The organism is Maridesulfovibrio salexigens DSM 2638 (genome assembly GCF_000023445.1).
Classification (GTDB): Bacteria; Desulfobacterota; Desulfovibrionia; order Desulfovibrionales; family Desulfovibrionaceae; genus Maridesulfovibrio; species Maridesulfovibrio salexigens.
In genome coordinates, this window is record NC_012881.1 from 2,891,017 (window position 1) to 2,905,704 (window position 14,688).

17 protein-coding genes and 1 riboswitch are annotated in these 14,688 nt (G+C 45.3%); of the genes, 11 read left to right on the forward strand and 6 right to left on the reverse strand.

Annotated elements, in window-relative coordinates:
• The first annotated feature begins 65 nt into the window (after positions 1–65).
• Both DESAL_RS13335 and DESAL_RS13340 read left to right on the forward strand, forming a co-directional pair.
• Positions 66–1,181, forward strand: a complete 1,116-nt coding sequence (locus DESAL_RS13335) for a helix-turn-helix transcriptional regulator (protein ID WP_197528745.1) — start codon at positions 66–68, stop codon at positions 1,179–1,181.
• Positions 1,182–1,292: 111 nt separating this feature from the next.
• Positions 1,293–2,057 (forward strand): histidine kinase dimerization/phospho-acceptor domain-containing protein, encoded by a 765-nt coding sequence (locus DESAL_RS13340; RefSeq protein ID WP_015852511.1) that lies wholly within the window; start codon positions 1,293–1,295, stop codon positions 2,055–2,057.
• A 123-nt stretch (positions 2,058–2,180) separates the two neighbouring features.
• Here DESAL_RS13340 and DESAL_RS13345 read toward each other — a convergent pair whose 3' ends face one another.
• A complete protein-coding gene (locus DESAL_RS13345; protein WP_015852512.1) occupies positions 2,181–4,340 on the reverse strand; it encodes a PAS domain-containing protein in 2,160 nt (719 codons plus the stop codon).
• A complete protein-coding gene (locus DESAL_RS13350; RefSeq protein WP_197528747.1) occupies positions 4,330–5,058 on the reverse strand; it encodes a substrate-binding domain-containing protein in 729 nt (242 codons plus the stop codon). The genes DESAL_RS13345 and DESAL_RS13350 overlap by 11 nt, the downstream gene beginning before the upstream one ends.
• A gap of 307 nt (positions 5,059–5,365) precedes the next feature.
• On the opposite strand from DESAL_RS13350, the gene DESAL_RS13355 reads away from it, so the two are divergent.
• The 8 genes from DESAL_RS13355 (at position 5,366) to thiE (ending at position 11,593) form a co-directional block, all read left to right on the forward strand.
• Positions 5,366–5,659 (forward strand): YhdT family protein, encoded by a 294-nt coding sequence (locus DESAL_RS13355; protein ID WP_015852514.1) that lies wholly within the window; start codon positions 5,366–5,368, stop codon positions 5,657–5,659.
• Complete coding sequence (gene panF / locus DESAL_RS13360; protein WP_015852515.1) at positions 5,656–7,128, forward strand: sodium/pantothenate symporter; 1,473 nt, start codon at positions 5,656–5,658, stop codon at positions 7,126–7,128. The genes DESAL_RS13355 and panF overlap by 4 nt, the downstream gene beginning before the upstream one ends.
• Before the next feature lie 151 nt (positions 7,129–7,279).
• Positions 7,280–7,948: a phosphate signaling complex protein PhoU gene (phoU, locus tag DESAL_RS13365; RefSeq protein WP_015852516.1), complete on the forward strand. Its 669-nt coding sequence runs from the start codon at positions 7,280–7,282 to the stop codon at positions 7,946–7,948.
• A 93-nt stretch (positions 7,949–8,041) separates the two neighbouring features.
• Positions 8,042–8,144, forward strand: a riboswitch (TPP riboswitch).
• A gap of 58 nt (positions 8,145–8,202) precedes the next feature.
• Complete coding sequence (gene thiS / locus DESAL_RS13370; protein ID WP_015852517.1) at positions 8,203–8,403, forward strand: sulfur carrier protein ThiS; 201 nt, start codon at positions 8,203–8,205, stop codon at positions 8,401–8,403.
• Positions 8,404–8,408: 5 nt separating this feature from the next.
• Positions 8,409–9,185: a thiazole synthase gene (locus tag DESAL_RS13375; protein WP_015852518.1), complete on the forward strand. Its 777-nt coding sequence runs from the start codon at positions 8,409–8,411 to the stop codon at positions 9,183–9,185.
• A gap of 6 nt (positions 9,186–9,191) precedes the next feature.
• Positions 9,192–10,313, forward strand: a complete 1,122-nt coding sequence (gene thiH / locus DESAL_RS13380) for a 2-iminoacetate synthase ThiH (protein WP_015852519.1) — start codon at positions 9,192–9,194, stop codon at positions 10,311–10,313.
• Positions 10,310–10,933, forward strand: coding sequence for a sulfur carrier protein ThiS adenylyltransferase ThiF (gene thiF / locus DESAL_RS13385; RefSeq protein WP_015852520.1), 624 nt, complete (start codon positions 10,310–10,312; stop codon positions 10,931–10,933). The genes thiH and thiF overlap by 4 nt, the downstream gene beginning before the upstream one ends.
• A gap of 9 nt (positions 10,934–10,942) precedes the next feature.
• Positions 10,943–11,593 (forward strand): thiamine phosphate synthase, encoded by a 651-nt coding sequence (gene thiE, locus DESAL_RS13390; protein WP_015852521.1) that lies wholly within the window; start codon positions 10,943–10,945, stop codon positions 11,591–11,593.
• Between the two features lie 99 nt (positions 11,594–11,692).
• Here thiE and DESAL_RS13395 read toward each other — a convergent pair whose 3' ends face one another.
• From DESAL_RS13395 to DESAL_RS13405, 3 genes are all read right to left on the reverse strand, one after another.
• Positions 11,693–12,199 carry a hypothetical protein gene (locus tag DESAL_RS13395; RefSeq protein WP_015852522.1) on the reverse strand — a complete coding sequence of 169 codons (507 nt, stop codon included), beginning with the start codon at positions 12,197–12,199 and terminating at the stop codon, positions 11,693–11,695.
• A gap of 163 nt (positions 12,200–12,362) precedes the next feature.
• Positions 12,363–12,884: a hypothetical protein gene (locus DESAL_RS13400; protein ID WP_015852523.1), complete on the reverse strand. Its 522-nt coding sequence runs from the start codon at positions 12,882–12,884 to the stop codon at positions 12,363–12,365.
• A 15-nt stretch (positions 12,885–12,899) separates the two neighbouring features.
• Complete coding sequence (locus tag DESAL_RS13405; RefSeq protein WP_015852524.1) at positions 12,900–13,409, reverse strand: hypothetical protein; 510 nt, start codon at positions 13,407–13,409, stop codon at positions 12,900–12,902.
• A gap of 100 nt (positions 13,410–13,509) precedes the next feature.
• Here DESAL_RS13405 and DESAL_RS13410 point away from each other — a divergent pair, with 100 nt between their 5' ends.
• Positions 13,510–13,842 carry a hypothetical protein gene (locus DESAL_RS13410; RefSeq protein WP_015852525.1) on the forward strand — a complete coding sequence of 111 codons (333 nt, stop codon included), beginning with the start codon at positions 13,510–13,512 and terminating at the stop codon, positions 13,840–13,842.
• 53 nt (positions 13,843–13,895) lie between these two features.
• Here the strand turns inward: DESAL_RS13410 and DESAL_RS19800 are convergent, their stop codons facing one another.
• A complete protein-coding gene (locus DESAL_RS19800) occupies positions 13,896–14,624 on the reverse strand; it encodes a class I SAM-dependent methyltransferase (protein WP_015852526.1) in 729 nt (242 codons plus the stop codon).
• Between the last annotated feature and the right edge of the window lie 64 nt (positions 14,625–14,688).

Genomic DNA, 14,688 nt, shown 5'->3' on the forward strand with positions numbered 1-14,688 from the left:
AAACTAGCGACAAAAACATAACCAACCTACCTGACAGCTCGTTAGCAGACGTATGCAGACTCATTTTGGCTAGCCAAGATTTTGCCGTGAGTATACGAGATTTAGATTTTAAACCTCTATATGTGAATGATGCTTGTCTTAAACTATTTGGAGAAACTCGCGAAGAATGGAACAAAGACAATTGGGAACAAAGATATCAACCCGAACAAATAAACAAACTATACGATGAAGTCATACCAGCGGTAATCACAGGAAAAAAATGGCGTGGCGACTTTAAAATAATCACCCCAGACGGAACAAGAAAAAGAGTCCTAAGCAACTGGGATGCTGTATACAATAACAAAAAAAACATTGTATGTTACTATGGAATATACAGTGAAGTAACCCGCATGTCAGAGCTAAAAGAGAATCTCAGAAAAAAAAATAAATTCCTAAACAACATAATTGATGCTTTACCGGAACCTCTGGTTATTAAAAGCTCTGACGGAAATATAATTGCTGCAAACAAAGCTTACTGCTGCACCATAGGAAAAACCAGAAAAGACCTGAAAGGCAAAAACGACTTTGACATATTTCCAGATGATGTCGCTAAGAGATTAAAGGAACATGACAATAAGGCTCTACACTTAGACAAATCAATCATCCAAGAGGAAAGCATTATTAAAAGCAATGGAGAAAAAGTTCTATTTTCAACTAAAAGAGTGTCCACGAACAATGACGATGGAGAGAAAATATTAATATGCATAGCCCGCGACATCACGAGTGAACGGACTTTACAAAAGACAGTCGCTGAATCTTACCACCAATTGGAGACCTACCTTACCGGACTGAGTTACGATTTACTACGAATCCAGGATGACGTGGCTGCAAGCGTATCAAAAGCCTCAGCAGTACAAGGCTTATTTGAGAATTCCAACACAACATTCAATGAACTAATTAACGAATCACAATTAAAAAACAAACAACCGATCAACCCATTTATAACCCCAACACACCTTTCTCCAAGAGAATATCAAGTTTTTTTACTTTTAATTCAGGGCAAACGAATTAAAGAAGTAGCAAATGAACTTGACATTACTGGAAACACCGCCAGCACCTACCGAAGTCGCATAATGAAGAAACTAAATATTTCTTCCATAACAGAATTAATTCAATACGCTATGCGCCAAGGGTTGATTTAAGCTCCAACAAAGTAAAGCAAGCACTACATATAGCGAAGAACTATCTACAGGACTTGCCTAACACTACAAAAGGTGAAAATACTCTTTCAACCAATGCCAATAGAGGTAAAAATGAAAACAGAAGAATATTTTCATATTTTAGATAATATGAACGAAGGATATGCCGTAATAAACGTATCTTGTTCAAAATTCAAAATAACATACAGCTATCATATTGAAAAAGCAAACAATGCTTTTTTAAAAATCACTGAAGCAGAAGAATGCAATGTGAATGGCAAAAATATATGTGTTTTCTTCAAAACCAAAGAAGAAAACATATACGACCATTTTGACTACGTTTATAGAAATCTAAAAAGCAAAATCATTGAAATATATTCTGAAACAATTTCCAAAACAATAAGTATAAAAATATTCCCTATTTCAACGATCAAAATAGGGTGCATTGTTAATGAAGTGCAAAGCTTAAACAAGCTTAAAACTGATAAGAACTACATTCCGTCCAGCGCAATAGAATTCCTGAGAATCCTCAACCATGAAATCAGAACCCCGTTGAATGGCATTATGGGGATGCTACAATTGATGAGCGACACGACACTGAACGCAGAACAAATCAATTTTCTAAATATTGGAGCAACTGCAGCAAACAGACTCAATTCTTTTGTCGATATCCTAAGTCTTTCTCGTTCAACAAAAGATATCCCCGCTGCCTATGACGATATTTATTTTAAGCTGAACGCCGAAACTCAGCCTGTCGCATTAATGGGAGGAAATCTCCTACAATCCAAAACCAAAAGAATTCAGTCTGAACAATTATATGAAAAAGAGTTTGAACCAAGTAATTTGTGCTCCAGTACAACAGCTTCTACATCAAGCTAAACCACAATTCACGAATCAGCTGCAAAGTTATAGTTCTTAATTCTTCTTAGGTTCAAATATAATTATAAGATTCTCATCGTCAGTCAATCTACTGAAATAAAAATGTGTATTCGCAGCAACTATCTATGCCCGTTTACATTCAGTCACAATCTGCTGCACACCATTAATGGTTACTGGCAAGATCAGCTTACTGTCGGCTCCTTTAACCGAGCCATCGCCCAGCAGCACAACAAACGGCTTCCACTTATCCACACCTTGAGCGCGAACTTCATCAACTACCTGCTCAAATATGTCTCCAGCCAGATTGTCACTGATCAAGACGATATCGGGCCTCAACAAAGAAACAGCCCGTAATCCTTTTTCGACCGTTTCACGAATGACCAGAGTGAATCCGTTCCAATTGGATGATATTTTTCGCATTTCATTAATGTTTTCGGGATCATCATCAATACACAAAATAGTAGGAACAGGTGCACCGGATTCCACCTGTTCAGGCTGCTCATCCTCTTCAGTATCAATGGGTGATCTTTCGGATTCGACCATTGAAAAATCGAGAACTTCCGAGATAATCTCTTTCAAATGATGACCGGCAGAAGCAATATTATCTACATCAGAACGCATCTTTCCCGTTAAATCATCGTCACGCAATAAAGCATCTGAAAAATCGACAATCGTATTGAGAGGGGTACTCAGCTTGAGCCCCATCCGGGATAAGAACTCTGATTTTGCCTTACTTGCAGCATCAACAGTCTCCATAGCATCCTTGAGCTGCTCTTCTGCGGAGACTCTGTCGGTGATATCCACAAAACTTTCCAGCAAATAAGCTTCTTCACCCCGCTTGAACGGTACAACACTTTTTAAAATAGATTTGCCATTGGACAACCTGCGTACAGCATGATCAACATCCTGACCAAGATCAGTAACCGGACATTTCCCTACTTCAGCCGGGCAGATATACTTATGGCATACTGTTCCCAAAGCCTCCTCGCGATTCACACCGATGAGCCGGGCTGCTGTTTCATTCATATCCGCAATTGTGTGGGTATCGGCAGCAATGACGACAACCCCGGCCTGCACCCCCTGCAACACTGCGTTGGTATAATCCTGCTGATCCTTGAGACGTCTTTCCATCTCACTACGCTGGCTGATGTCCATAAATGCTTCAAGCACAAGACGCTCGCCAGACAGGGTGATATAGGCCGCATTTTTTAAAACCGTAATATCCTTGCCCGCGGCAGTCTTAATTTTTACCTCATTTTCATAAGAGGCGCCGAGATTATGCGAAAAGGGGCAGTTATGCTCTGATGAAAAACAAAAAACCTTGTCACAACGATTACCAAGAACCTTTTCCTCAGACTCGGCTCCAAAAAGACGCAGCGCCTCGGAATTAGCCTTGATGACTTCCCGGTTCTCATTGACGATGACCATCCCGACCGGAATTGAATCAAGGATAATTTCAATAGCGGATTTGGCTTCTTCAAGGTTTCTAGCCTTGGTTTCACGGTCATCCAGAATAGAACGGATGTTGAAAATAATACGAAAAAAAATGAACAGACAGAGAGGTATGGATACAACAATCACCCCTAACCTGAAATTATTCATTCCGGCTGTAGCTTGTTCCTTAAGCGAACTTAGCCGTTTTATTTCTGTCTGAGTCTCATGAAAAATCTTACTGGAGGACTCTCTGGCCCTGAGGATAAGTGCTTCTATCTGCATAACCCGAAAGTTCAACGCATCATGAACTTTTTTCAAAGTAGGACTCTCATCCCCGCCAAGCAATTTCCGCAAAACTGAATAGATACCTTCTGTAGCAACTTCCAGTTCATAAATTTTAGGGTTCAGATCAATAACTTCCAACACATATCCGGCTTCCTTTTCTCTGTGGAATGAAATCAATTCATCAACTTCATCCCTATCGTAAAAGTTTGCCGGGAAAGTATTCTTAAAAGTTCCGCCCCCCTGCAGCACAGACAAAATATCTTCAAGCTTGCTAAAGCTGTGATGAATATCCCTATTGAGGACCTCGACTTTACGAAGGTCCGTGGTATCGATCATCCTTGCTATACCCAGTTCCACCATAAGTAAGCGATGCATAATCGCCTTGCCAAGCTCGGAACGGGCCTGCTGATTCTCAATCTCGCGATCATAACGGTTCAGATAGTTAAGCTGTACCCTGTCCACGACATAAATCACTGCAAAAGTGACAAAGAAAACCAGGCAGAGAAATAAAACTTTAGAGATAACCTGCTCTTTGAGGAGGCCGGAAAGTTTTCTATTTAACATCATATAATCCGTATTTATTAAATATGGCCTTGCCTTCAGCGCTGGAGGCATATTCCATGAAGGCCTTGGAAATCTCAGGGTAGCGGGAGAACCGCAGCAATCCGATTATTAATTTCTTCTTTCCTGCATACTTATCACTAATAGGCAGAACACTTAAACTATCACTGTTTTCCGGCCAGGTTGAAGTGGCGTACCAGTTGATAACAAGGTCCGCTTCTTTATCCTTAAGAACACGGACAAGATCTTTTGAGTCTGTAGTCATCATCTGCACATTGCCGGCAACTTTGGCAAATATCCCTTTCTTGGTCAGTATTTTCTCTGTCTCACGCCCGATACTGCCGCTTTCCGGATTACCGATCACCACATAGTAACTTTTGTCGGCCATGCTATCCAGATTAGCCGGAATATTCTTGGGATTGCCTTTTTGAACCATCATCGCAGCCTTATTAAATCCCACGTGAACGGTATCCGTGACCAATCCCTGCTCAAGGCAGGCCTGAATATAAGAACCGGAGCCGGGCAAATAAAGATCTCCGATCTTGTTAGCCTTAATGGATTTTAAAAGATTACCTGATCCACCCTTGGTAATCAGCACCTTGCAATCATATTTTTGCTCTATAATACCAGCTATCTCGGTCATGGGCTTAATCATGGTAATGCCGCAGTAGATTAATAATTCTTTTTTCTGCTCAACTTTCTGCTGCTGGCACCCGGACATGACAAACAAGCCCAATATAAGTAATAAAGTGAGAACAAATTGATTAATATTTTTATTCAGCTGGCACAATTTCATTTTACTTTCCCTGATTCAAGTTTGCATATGTTGGTGAAAACGATCCATATCATAACATAAATTTGAATCAAATATTGAGATATATGCCTGAGCAAGAGAATTAAGCTCTCACTTATACTCAGTCAGCCATAAAAAACTTGCATTTATCCCATCCATAGGGCACTCAACCCGCGGCGTCAGTAGCACGCCTGATCCACGCAATAATAAACTTTTCACCTTGAGGCCAATCACCATGGAAAAACATCCCAAGGACTGGCGGTTTGCGCAGGCTAACAAAGAAGCCCTGCTCACTCTTGGGGCTTATGCCCTTTATTTTATCTGGTGGTACGTCTGTGCCTACGGCATGGGCAGCGGAGACCCGGACCAGTACGAATATGTATTCGGGCTGCCGGAATGGTTTTTCTACAGCTGCATTGTTGGCTACCCGCTCATCACTATCCTGCTCTGGGCATTAGTCAGGTTCAAATTCAAGGATATGCCCCTTGATGAGGAAGTTGACGAGATCAACGAGGAGAAACAGTCATGAGTAACACAATGATGACCGTCATCCCGGTAGTGATTTATCTGGCAATGTCATTCGGCGTTGCTCTCTGGGCTCGTAAAAAGGCAGAATCCACAACTTCCTCCAAAGGATTCATCGAAGATTATTTCATTGGCGGCCGTTCCATGGGAGGCATGGTGCTGGCTATGACCATCATCGCAAGTTACACCAGCGCCAGCAGCTTTGTCGGCGGTCCCGGCGTGGCTTACAAGCTTGGTCTGAGCTGGGTACTGCTGGCAATGATTCAGGTCCCCACAACTTTCCTTACCCTTGGAATCCTCGGTAAACGTTTCGCTATTATGGCCCGCAAAACCGATTCCGTAACCATCACAGACTTTCTGCGCGCCCGCTACAAAAGCGATGCAGTGGTCATCCTCTGCTCTGTGGCCCTGATCGTATTTTTCATGGCTGCCATGCTTGCACAATTCATCGGCGGAGCAAGGCTTTTCCAGACCGTAACCGGATACCCGTACATCGTAGGCCTCGTACTTTTCGGGGTCAGCGTAGTCCTTTATACTGCCATCGGTGGATTCCGGGCCGTAGTACTCACTGACGCCATTCAGGGCATTGTCATGGTTGTTGCCGTGGTTGTTATCCTGCTGGCGGTCATTAATGCGGGAGGTGGCATGGAGAACTGTATTCAGTCCCTCAAAGCCATTGATCCCGGCCTGATTACCCCCACCGGCCCAAAAGAAGCTGTACCACAGCCGTTTACTCTTTCCTTCTGGGTGCTGGTCGGTATCGGTATCCTCGGCCTGCCCCAGACCACCCAGCGTTGCATGGGTTACCGGGATTCTAAAGCCATGCATGACGCTATGATCATCGGCACCCTGCTCATCGGATTCATGATCCTCTGCGCCCACCTTGCCGGAACCCTCGGACGCGCAATTCTTCCAGAGCTCCCGGCAGGCGATCTGGCTATGCCGTCACTCATCGTTGAACTGCTCTCCCCGGTCTGGGCCGGAGTTTTCATTGCCGGACCTCTGGCAGCAATCATGTCTACAGTAGACTCCATGCTGCTGCTGGTCTCAGCGGCCATCATCAAAGACCTCTACATCCACTATCGTCTTAAAGGCGATGCCTCGCGCATGACTCTGGTCAGCCTCAAGAAAATGAGCCTGATATGTACCGTAGTTGTAGGACTGATGGTCTTTGTGGCTGCCATTGAGCCGCCGGACCTGCTGGTCTGGATCAACCTTTTCGCTTTCGGCGGACTGGAAGCGGCTTTCCTCTGCCCCATTGTAATCGGGCTGTACTGGGATAAAGCCAACTCCACCGGAGCCATATCCTCCATCGTCATCGGCGTGGGAACCTTCATTGCGTTGACCATCATGAAACCTGCAATGGGCGGGGTACATGCCATTGTGCCGACAACATTGGCCTCACTGACCGCATTTGTACTCGGTTCATATGCCGGGCACTCCAAAACAAAGAGCGACCGGACTCCTGCATAAAAGGACTTGTGACAGCTATATCCACTATCCCGAAACAGGGACGACATGTTTTCGTAACAAAGATAACGTAATTGCTAACTGCGAAGCATGTTTGGGAATAAACTGCCACTGAATATAAAAGCCCTCCAGTCCGGGCGCAGGAGTAAATAATATGGATATGCACCATCCTCTGAAAGTATATGAAGAGGAACTTGCCGACCTTCAGGGACTTGTCCTTGAACTCGGTAATCTGGCTCTCGACCAGTTGAACAAGGCGATTAAAACTTTCGAGGAAAATGATCCCGAGAAAGCTGAAGCTATCGTTAAAATGGATGAGAAGATCAACGATCTTGAACATGAAGTGGACAAAATGTCCCTGATGATCATTACCAAGATGGAGCCCAAAGCCGCCGATCTTCGTTATGTCCTGACTGCCAGCAAAATTGCCTCCGACCTTGAACGCATTGCCGACTATGCCAAGAGCATTGCAAAGAAAGGCAAACGTGGATTTGCCGAGGAACACGCCCAGCATCTGGGATATGTTCAACATATGGGTCAGGAGTTAAACGCCATGCTCTCCAGTATCCTTGAAGCATTCAAGGAACTGAGCGTGGAGAAAGCTCTTGATGTCTGGCACAGCGACAGCAATGTCGATGCCCTGTTCAAAGAAGGTGTAACCGGCATGAAAGACTGCGTGGAAGCTGAAGACCTCGAAGGGAAAGGATTCATCTCCCTGCTCTTCACCATGCGCTGTCTGGAGCGTGTCGGCGACCATATCACCAACATCGCCGAGCATATCTATTTTATTAAATATGCTGAGTACTTTGCCGGCAAGAAATAAGATTTATCCATTGTATTCAAAGGGCGGAAACACACTTGTGTTTCCGCCCTTTTCTTTTTCTACTTTACACGGCTAACCGTTTTGACTAGTCTCTTTCGCAGCTGGGGGTGCCTTATCTGGCTGAGATGGCGTAATAGCCTGTCCCTTCGAACCTGATGCGGGTAATCCCGCCGTAGGGAAGCTCCATAGATTCTGTCGTTATATCTATTGTTGCGCTCGCCCTACGTGGTGAGCTTTTTTTTTACGGAGTGAAAATGATCGTAAAATTGAATGGCAAAGAAGCCGAACTGGCCGAAAACATCACCATCCTCAAACTGCTGGAATCCAAAAATCTCACACCGGACACCGTAGTTGTTGAACTCAACATGGAAATCATCCCGGCTGAAAACTACGGCTCCACACAAATAAATGACGGGGACCACCTCGAAATACTGCGCTTTGTAGGCGGAGGTTGATTACAATGAACAACGATATTTTCAAACTGGGCGGCCTCGAATTCAACAGCCGCCTGCTGACCGGAACAGGCAAATACGCCGACGATTCCGTAATCCCGGACGTATGTGAAGCTTCCGGTTCGCAGATCATCACCGTGGCCCTGCGCCGCGTTGACCTTGAATCTGACACCGGAAACGTCATGGACTTTATTCCCAAGCACATGCAGCTGCTGCCTAACACTTCCGGCGCACGCACAGCAGAAGAAGCGATTCGCATCGCCCGCCTTGCCAAGGCCATGGGCTGCGGCAACTGGATCAAGATCGAAGTCATTTCCGACAACAAATACCTGCTGCCCGACGGCTATGAAACCGCCAAGGCAACTGAAATCCTCGCTAAGGAAGGATTCGTAGTCCTGCCTTACGTAAACGCAGACCTCTACATAGCCCGTTCGCTGGTGGATGCCGGAGCCGCAGCAGTTATGCCGCTTGGCGCACCCATCGGAACCAACCGCGGCCTCAAGACCCGCGAAATGGTCCGCATCCTGATCGATGAGATCGACCTGCCTATCATTGTGGATGCCGGAATCGGTCGCCCTTCTGAAGCCTGCGAAGCCATGGAGATGGGTGCTGATGCCTGTCTGGTTAACACCGCCATCGCCACCGCATCCGATCCCAAGATGATGGCTAAAGCTTTCGGTCGGGCCGTAAAAGCCGGACGCGAGGCTTACCTTTCCGGTCCCGGAGCAAAACACAGCCATGCCAAGGCCTCCTCACCCCTTACCGGATTCCTGCACGAAGGATAAAATAAAATGAGCTTCTATCCCATCTGCGCCGAATACAACGACGCCCCCCTTGCCGAGCAATTCGGCTCCGTAACTGAACACGATGTCAGGCGCGCCCTTAACAAGACAACTTTGAGCCTGGAAGACTTTCTTGCCCTGTTAAGCCCCGCAGCAATTCCTTTTCTCGAAGAAATGGCAGCAAAAGCAAGCCAGCTGACTTTGCAGCACTTCGGCAGAACCATTCAGCTGTTCACCCCGCTGTACATGGCTAACTTCTGCACCAACAAGTGCGTATATTGCGGCTTCAACACCAAAAACAACATTCCACGTTCCCAACTGGGACCGGACGAGTTGGAAAAAGAAGCCAAGGCAATTGCTGCCACCGGGCTGAAGCACCTGCTCATCCTCACCGGGGATGCGCGAGCCAAGTCTTCCCCGGAATACATTGAATCCGCCGTTGAAATCCTGCGTAAACATTTTCCATCCGTATCCATTGAAATCTATGCCATGACAGAGGAAGAATATTCTAGTCTGGTTAAGGTCGGCGTGGACGGCATGACTATGTTTCAGGAGACCTACAACGAAGAGCTTTACCCGGAACTGCATCCGGCAGGCCCCAAACATGATTACCGCTTCCGCCTCGATGCTCCTGAACGGGCCTGCAAAGCCGGTATGCGTGTTGTGAATATAGGTGCTCTGCTCGGCCTCGATGAATGGCGCCATGATGCCCTGAAAACAGGTATTCACGCCGCTTATCTCCAGAACAAATATCCCGAAGTGGACATCGCGGTATCACTGCCGCGCATCCGTACCCATGTGGGTGATGCCTTCACTCCGAAATCCCTTGTCAGTGACACTGCCCTTGTACAGAACATGCTGGCCCTGCGTATTTTCCTGCCCCGCTGCGGAATCACCATTTCCACCCGCGAGGCACCTGACTTCCGTGAAAACATCCTTCCGCTGGGCGTAACCCGCATGTCCGCAGGCGTCTCTACAGAAGTAGGCGGACACACCTGCGAAGAAGAGGAGAAAGTCGGACAGTTCGATATCAGCGATGAACGCAGTGTGGACGAAATGTGCGCGGTGCTCCGTAAACACGGTTACCAGCCTGTCTTCAAAGACTGGCACCCTTTGCAGGAAGCATCGTGAACCGCACAGAACAAGGCATAGCAAAATATCTCGGTGAGGACCGTCTGCGTTACCTGCAAGCGGTCCGCATCGGCATTGCCGGAGCCGGAGGACTGGGTTCCAACTGCGCCATGCATCTTGTCCGCAGCGGATTCAAGCAATTCGTTATTGCCGACTTTGATCGCATCGAGAAATCCAACCTCAACCGCCAATTCTATTTCATGGAACAGGTCGGTACCGACAAAGTTGAAGCCCTCTGTAATAACCTGAAGTCCATCAACCCGGACCTCAGCATCACCGCCCATGCTACCGCTGTCAGCAATGAAAATGTCCATGAGCTGTTCGGCGACTGCGATGTTATCATCGAAGCCTTTGACGGTGCAGCGGCCAAAAAAGCACTGGTTGAAACATTCCTACCCACGGGCAAACTGCTGGTCACGGCTTCAGGAATGGGCGGCACAGGCAATACGGATGAAATCAAGACCCGCAAGGTCCGCGACAACTTCTACATTGTCGGGGACATGAAAACCGAGTGCAATGCCGAGACTCCCCCCCTCTCACCGAGGGTAGCAATCTGCGCTGCCAAACAAGCCGACATTGTTCTCAACCATTACCTGAACAAATTCCAAGAAGCCAAATAGGGACAAAGAATGAGCATCAGAAAAATCACCCGTCAAAACATCCTTGATACAGATATTTACTGCCTTACCGCCCTGAAATTTTCTAAGGATCGTTCCAATATCGAAGTTGTCCGCGAGATGCTTGATAACGGCATCAAGCTGATCCAGTACCGCGAGAAGGAAATCAAGTCCGGTCAGAAATACGAAGAGTGCATGGAAATCCGCCGCATGACCCGCGAAGCAGGGGCTGCATTCATCGTCAATGACGACATCGATCTTGCCATGATGGTCGGCGCGGACGGCATCCATATCGGACAGGAAGATTTTCCGGTACACGCAGTACGCAAGCTAATCGGTGATGAAATGGCTATCGGCCTCTCCACCCACGCTCCCGAAGAAGCACTCGCCGCCGTTGAAGCTGGTGTAGATTACATCGGCGTAGGTCCTATCTTTAAGACTTACACCAAAGATGATGTTGTTGATCCCGTAGGCTTCGAATATCTCGACTGGGTAGTCAAGAATATCAATATTCCCTTCGTAGCTATCGGCGGTATCAAAGAGCACAACATTGCCGAGGTAATGAACCGTGGCGCAAAATGCGTAGCCCTTGTCACCGAAATTGTCGGCGCAGACGATATTGGCGGCATGATCAAAGACCTGCGCTCTGCAATGCCTAAATAAATTTCAAATCGGAACCACTCACACGAAGACACCCCTGAACCGAGAAATAAGTAAGCTCCGGTTCAGGGGTGCGGTGTTGATTAGATTATTGACGTTTTATTAGAAAGGTTGGCCGTTGTTGATGTATGCGACTCCACCATACAAATAATCATTATATGTACCACCTGTATACTGAGCTGTACTGACAAGAGCTTTGGTCATCTGCGGATCATTTGAATTCCATTTAATTACTGCGTACCCCATTGTTCTCATTAAGATTCCAGACTTCGTAAAATTAAAATATCGCGTTGAATAAGCAGGAATGTCAAAGGCTTCATCACCACCTGCTGCTAACTGGTATTGACCCGAGACAATGGTCCACACGTCACCATAAGAAGATACATTATTTCCACTCTGATCATATACATCTACTTTGCATCTTACATCCTGATTTGTAATGTTTGATATGTAAAAACTCGTGTACAAACCTCCTTTAGAACTCCTATAACTTTTCACATGGGGAACGATAGCACTTCCCTGCGCATTAAAACAATCCTGCGCCATTGCCCCACCGCTCATCAGCAGAACCATTGCCATTGCCAATACAATCTTCATTGCTTTTTTCATTATTTCTCCTTTGAATTTAAAATTAATATTTCACACGCCACCCCTAAAATAGAGAAAAAAACTAATTACAAGACTAAAATTTTAAAAATAAAACACCCCTGAACCGAATTATAAGTAAGCTCCGGTTCAGGGGAGCGGTGTTGGATAGGTTATTAGAGTTTAATTAGAAGGGCTGACCGCCGTTTATATCCCGTTCGGTTGCATAATAATTACTAGAACTACCAAGAGAAAATTTATAAATACTTCCTATCAGCGCCCTCCTCAGCTTCGAACTGTTACTCATCCACTCAACAACTGCATGCCCATAAAAAGTCATTGTACCTGACAATAGTGATCCAAACCAAAAAGCACGGGTCGAGTGGGCCGGAATTTCAAAAAGACCGGTTCCTGAAGATACGACAACATGGCCTCCTCCTCCACCAGCAGGTCCAGTCATTACTTGACCAAAATGCGTAATATCATCACCGTTATGATCAAAAACGGTGACCCGACACTGGATTGTCTGATCAGTAATATTAGTTAAAAACATGCGGTTTTGAAAATATCTATATGAGCCACGATACAACACCTCAATTCCAGAAACTAAGGCACTCCCCTGCGGAATAAATGTCTCCTGCGCTATTGCCCCACCGCTCATCAGCAGGACCATTGCCAATGCCAACACAATCTTCATTGCTTTTCTCATTGTTTCTCCTTTGGATTAGAAAGGCTGACCGCCGTTAATATATGCAGTTCCGCCTTTGCCATGATAACTGCTAGATTTAGCAGGAGTCCTTACCCCACCAATAAGTGCTCGCCGAAGAGTTGTGTCAGAAGATTTCCATTCAACCACTGCATACCCCATTACTGCTATTTTTATATGGTCACGACCAAGAGTAAAACACCTTGTGGAATGTGCTGGAATTGCAAATTCACCACTCCCTTTAGAAAGAACGGTCTCAACACCATTACCCCCAGTCACAACAGTTCCCAAATAAGTCACGTCATTACCATTATGGTCGTATACAGTAACCTTACATTGTACATCACTCGATGTAATATTACTCAAATACATACTCGTATATTTCAATAAGTTGCTATCGTTGTATGAATAAACCATATTTGGAACCAGAGCACTGCCCTGCGCATTGAAACTTTCCTGCGCCATAGCCCCACCGCTCATCAGCAGGACCATTGCCACCGCCAATACAATCTTCATTGCTTTTTTCATTATTTCTCCTTACTCGTATAGAATTATGTCTGTAAAAACACAGATTAATTATTTCTTACATAATCCGATATTAATTGTCTAGAAAAAGCCTAGAGTCACAATGTTTAAGCAGAAGAATTGGCCTTTTACAGGTAAGTCAGGCACAGAATACACATTAGGAATATTCGCTAAAACCCGCCCTATTCCTGAATACGGTGGGGTCTACATCCTCGCCTACACACACCCGCGCGGGCACCGTGCGGGATTTAAAGTAAACGTACTCTACATTGGAAAGACGCGGAACTTTCGCAAAGAACTTGAGAATCCACCCCAAGCTGATCGTTTGTGGGAAGGAAACTGGAATTGCATTTATCTGCTGAGAATTGATGAGCCTGAAAGAAGAAAAGAAGTGCTTGCGGATTTAGTTGCAGGCAATGAGATTTCCTGCCAATAAAAAACCGCCACAACCTCACAGACTGCGGCGGCTTATAATTTCAATTCAGTTTATTAATTCTCGCAGGTTACAATCAAAGTCCTGCTGGTCAGCATACGAAAAGAAAACATATCATTCACATACTTCATATTATCTTCTGAAAGATGCTTCTTTTTCTGCTTCATGAAGAAAAGAACTTTACTCAAAGCAAGGACAGGCAAGCATGTCAGCCACTTGCCAAAACTTGATTTCTGAATCTTGTCGGAATGACAATCGATATTTTTGAAATCTTTCTCGGTAAGTGCGTGAACAAGGAAAAAATAATGAATCGGAGAAATGTGACTTCCGGTAGAGTAATGTTCCTCATTCTTCATTGGAATAGGCGCGAACATCTGCTGAAAACCATTCAGGAAATATGAAATCCTTGAATTCATATTAAGAATGTTCGGGGTGGTAAGAATCAGCAATCCACCCGGCTTAAGCACTCTTTTAGCCTCTCCAATAAGGTTTTCATAAGAATCCAGATGCTCAATAACCTCAACGGAAGTTACCAGATCAAAAGAATTATCTTCGTATGGCAGTTTTTCTTTACAAACATTAACTTTTTTAATGGTAATGTCCGTCGGTTCGAAACGCTCAGAATGAAAGTCGCAAGCTTCGGTATCAAGATTACAAGCATCCTTAATCTGCTTGGTAAAACCACCAACCCCAGCCCCAATGTCCAAATGCCTGATTCCAGTCTGTCCAGAAAATCGATCTTTGATTATTTTTGTCAGTGCCCGTCTAATCTGTTTAGTCGCCATATTTCGACCACTCCTATATTTATATTTTTTAAAGCGTCTCTTTTATATAAAGTAGAAGAGCAAG

What these genes read in the sequence shown, in the direction of transcription:
- DESAL_RS13340 (WP_015852511.1), top strand. Translation starts at nt 1,293, where the DNA reads ATGAAAACAGAAGAATATTTTCATATTTTAGATAATATGAACGAAGGA.
- DESAL_RS13345 (WP_015852512.1), bottom strand. Translation starts at nt 4,340, where the DNA reads ATGTTAAATAGAAAACTTTCCGGCCTCCTCAAAGAGCAGGTTATCTCT.
- DESAL_RS13350 (WP_197528747.1), bottom strand. Translation starts at nt 5,058, where the DNA reads ATGTCCGGGTGCCAGCAGCAGAAAGTTGAGCAGAAAAAAGAATTATTA.
- DESAL_RS13355 (WP_015852514.1), top strand. Translation starts at nt 5,366, where the DNA reads ATGGAAAAACATCCCAAGGACTGGCGGTTTGCGCAGGCTAACAAAGAA.
- panF (WP_015852515.1), top strand. Translation starts at nt 5,656, where the DNA reads ATGAGTAACACAATGATGACCGTCATCCCGGTAGTGATTTATCTGGCA.
- phoU (WP_015852516.1), top strand. Translation starts at nt 7,280, where the DNA reads ATGGATATGCACCATCCTCTGAAAGTATATGAAGAGGAACTTGCCGAC.
- thiS (WP_015852517.1), top strand. Translation starts at nt 8,203, where the DNA reads ATGATCGTAAAATTGAATGGCAAAGAAGCCGAACTGGCCGAAAACATC.
- DESAL_RS13375 (WP_015852518.1), top strand. Translation starts at nt 8,409, where the DNA reads ATGAACAACGATATTTTCAAACTGGGCGGCCTCGAATTCAACAGCCGC.
- thiH (WP_015852519.1), top strand. Translation starts at nt 9,192, where the DNA reads ATGAGCTTCTATCCCATCTGCGCCGAATACAACGACGCCCCCCTTGCC.
- thiE (WP_015852521.1), top strand. Translation starts at nt 10,943, where the DNA reads ATGAGCATCAGAAAAATCACCCGTCAAAACATCCTTGATACAGATATT.
- DESAL_RS13395 (WP_015852522.1), bottom strand. Translation starts at nt 12,199, where the DNA reads ATGAAAAAAGCAATGAAGATTGTATTGGCAATGGCAATGGTTCTGCTG.
- DESAL_RS13400 (WP_015852523.1), bottom strand. Translation starts at nt 12,884, where the DNA reads ATGAGAAAAGCAATGAAGATTGTGTTGGCATTGGCAATGGTCCTGCTG.
- DESAL_RS13405 (WP_015852524.1), bottom strand. Translation starts at nt 13,409, where the DNA reads ATGAAAAAAGCAATGAAGATTGTATTGGCGGTGGCAATGGTCCTGCTG.
- DESAL_RS13410 (WP_015852525.1), top strand. Translation starts at nt 13,510, where the DNA reads ATGTTTAAGCAGAAGAATTGGCCTTTTACAGGTAAGTCAGGCACAGAA.
- DESAL_RS19800 (WP_015852526.1), bottom strand. Translation starts at nt 14,624, where the DNA reads ATGGCGACTAAACAGATTAGACGGGCACTGACAAAAATAATCAAAGAT.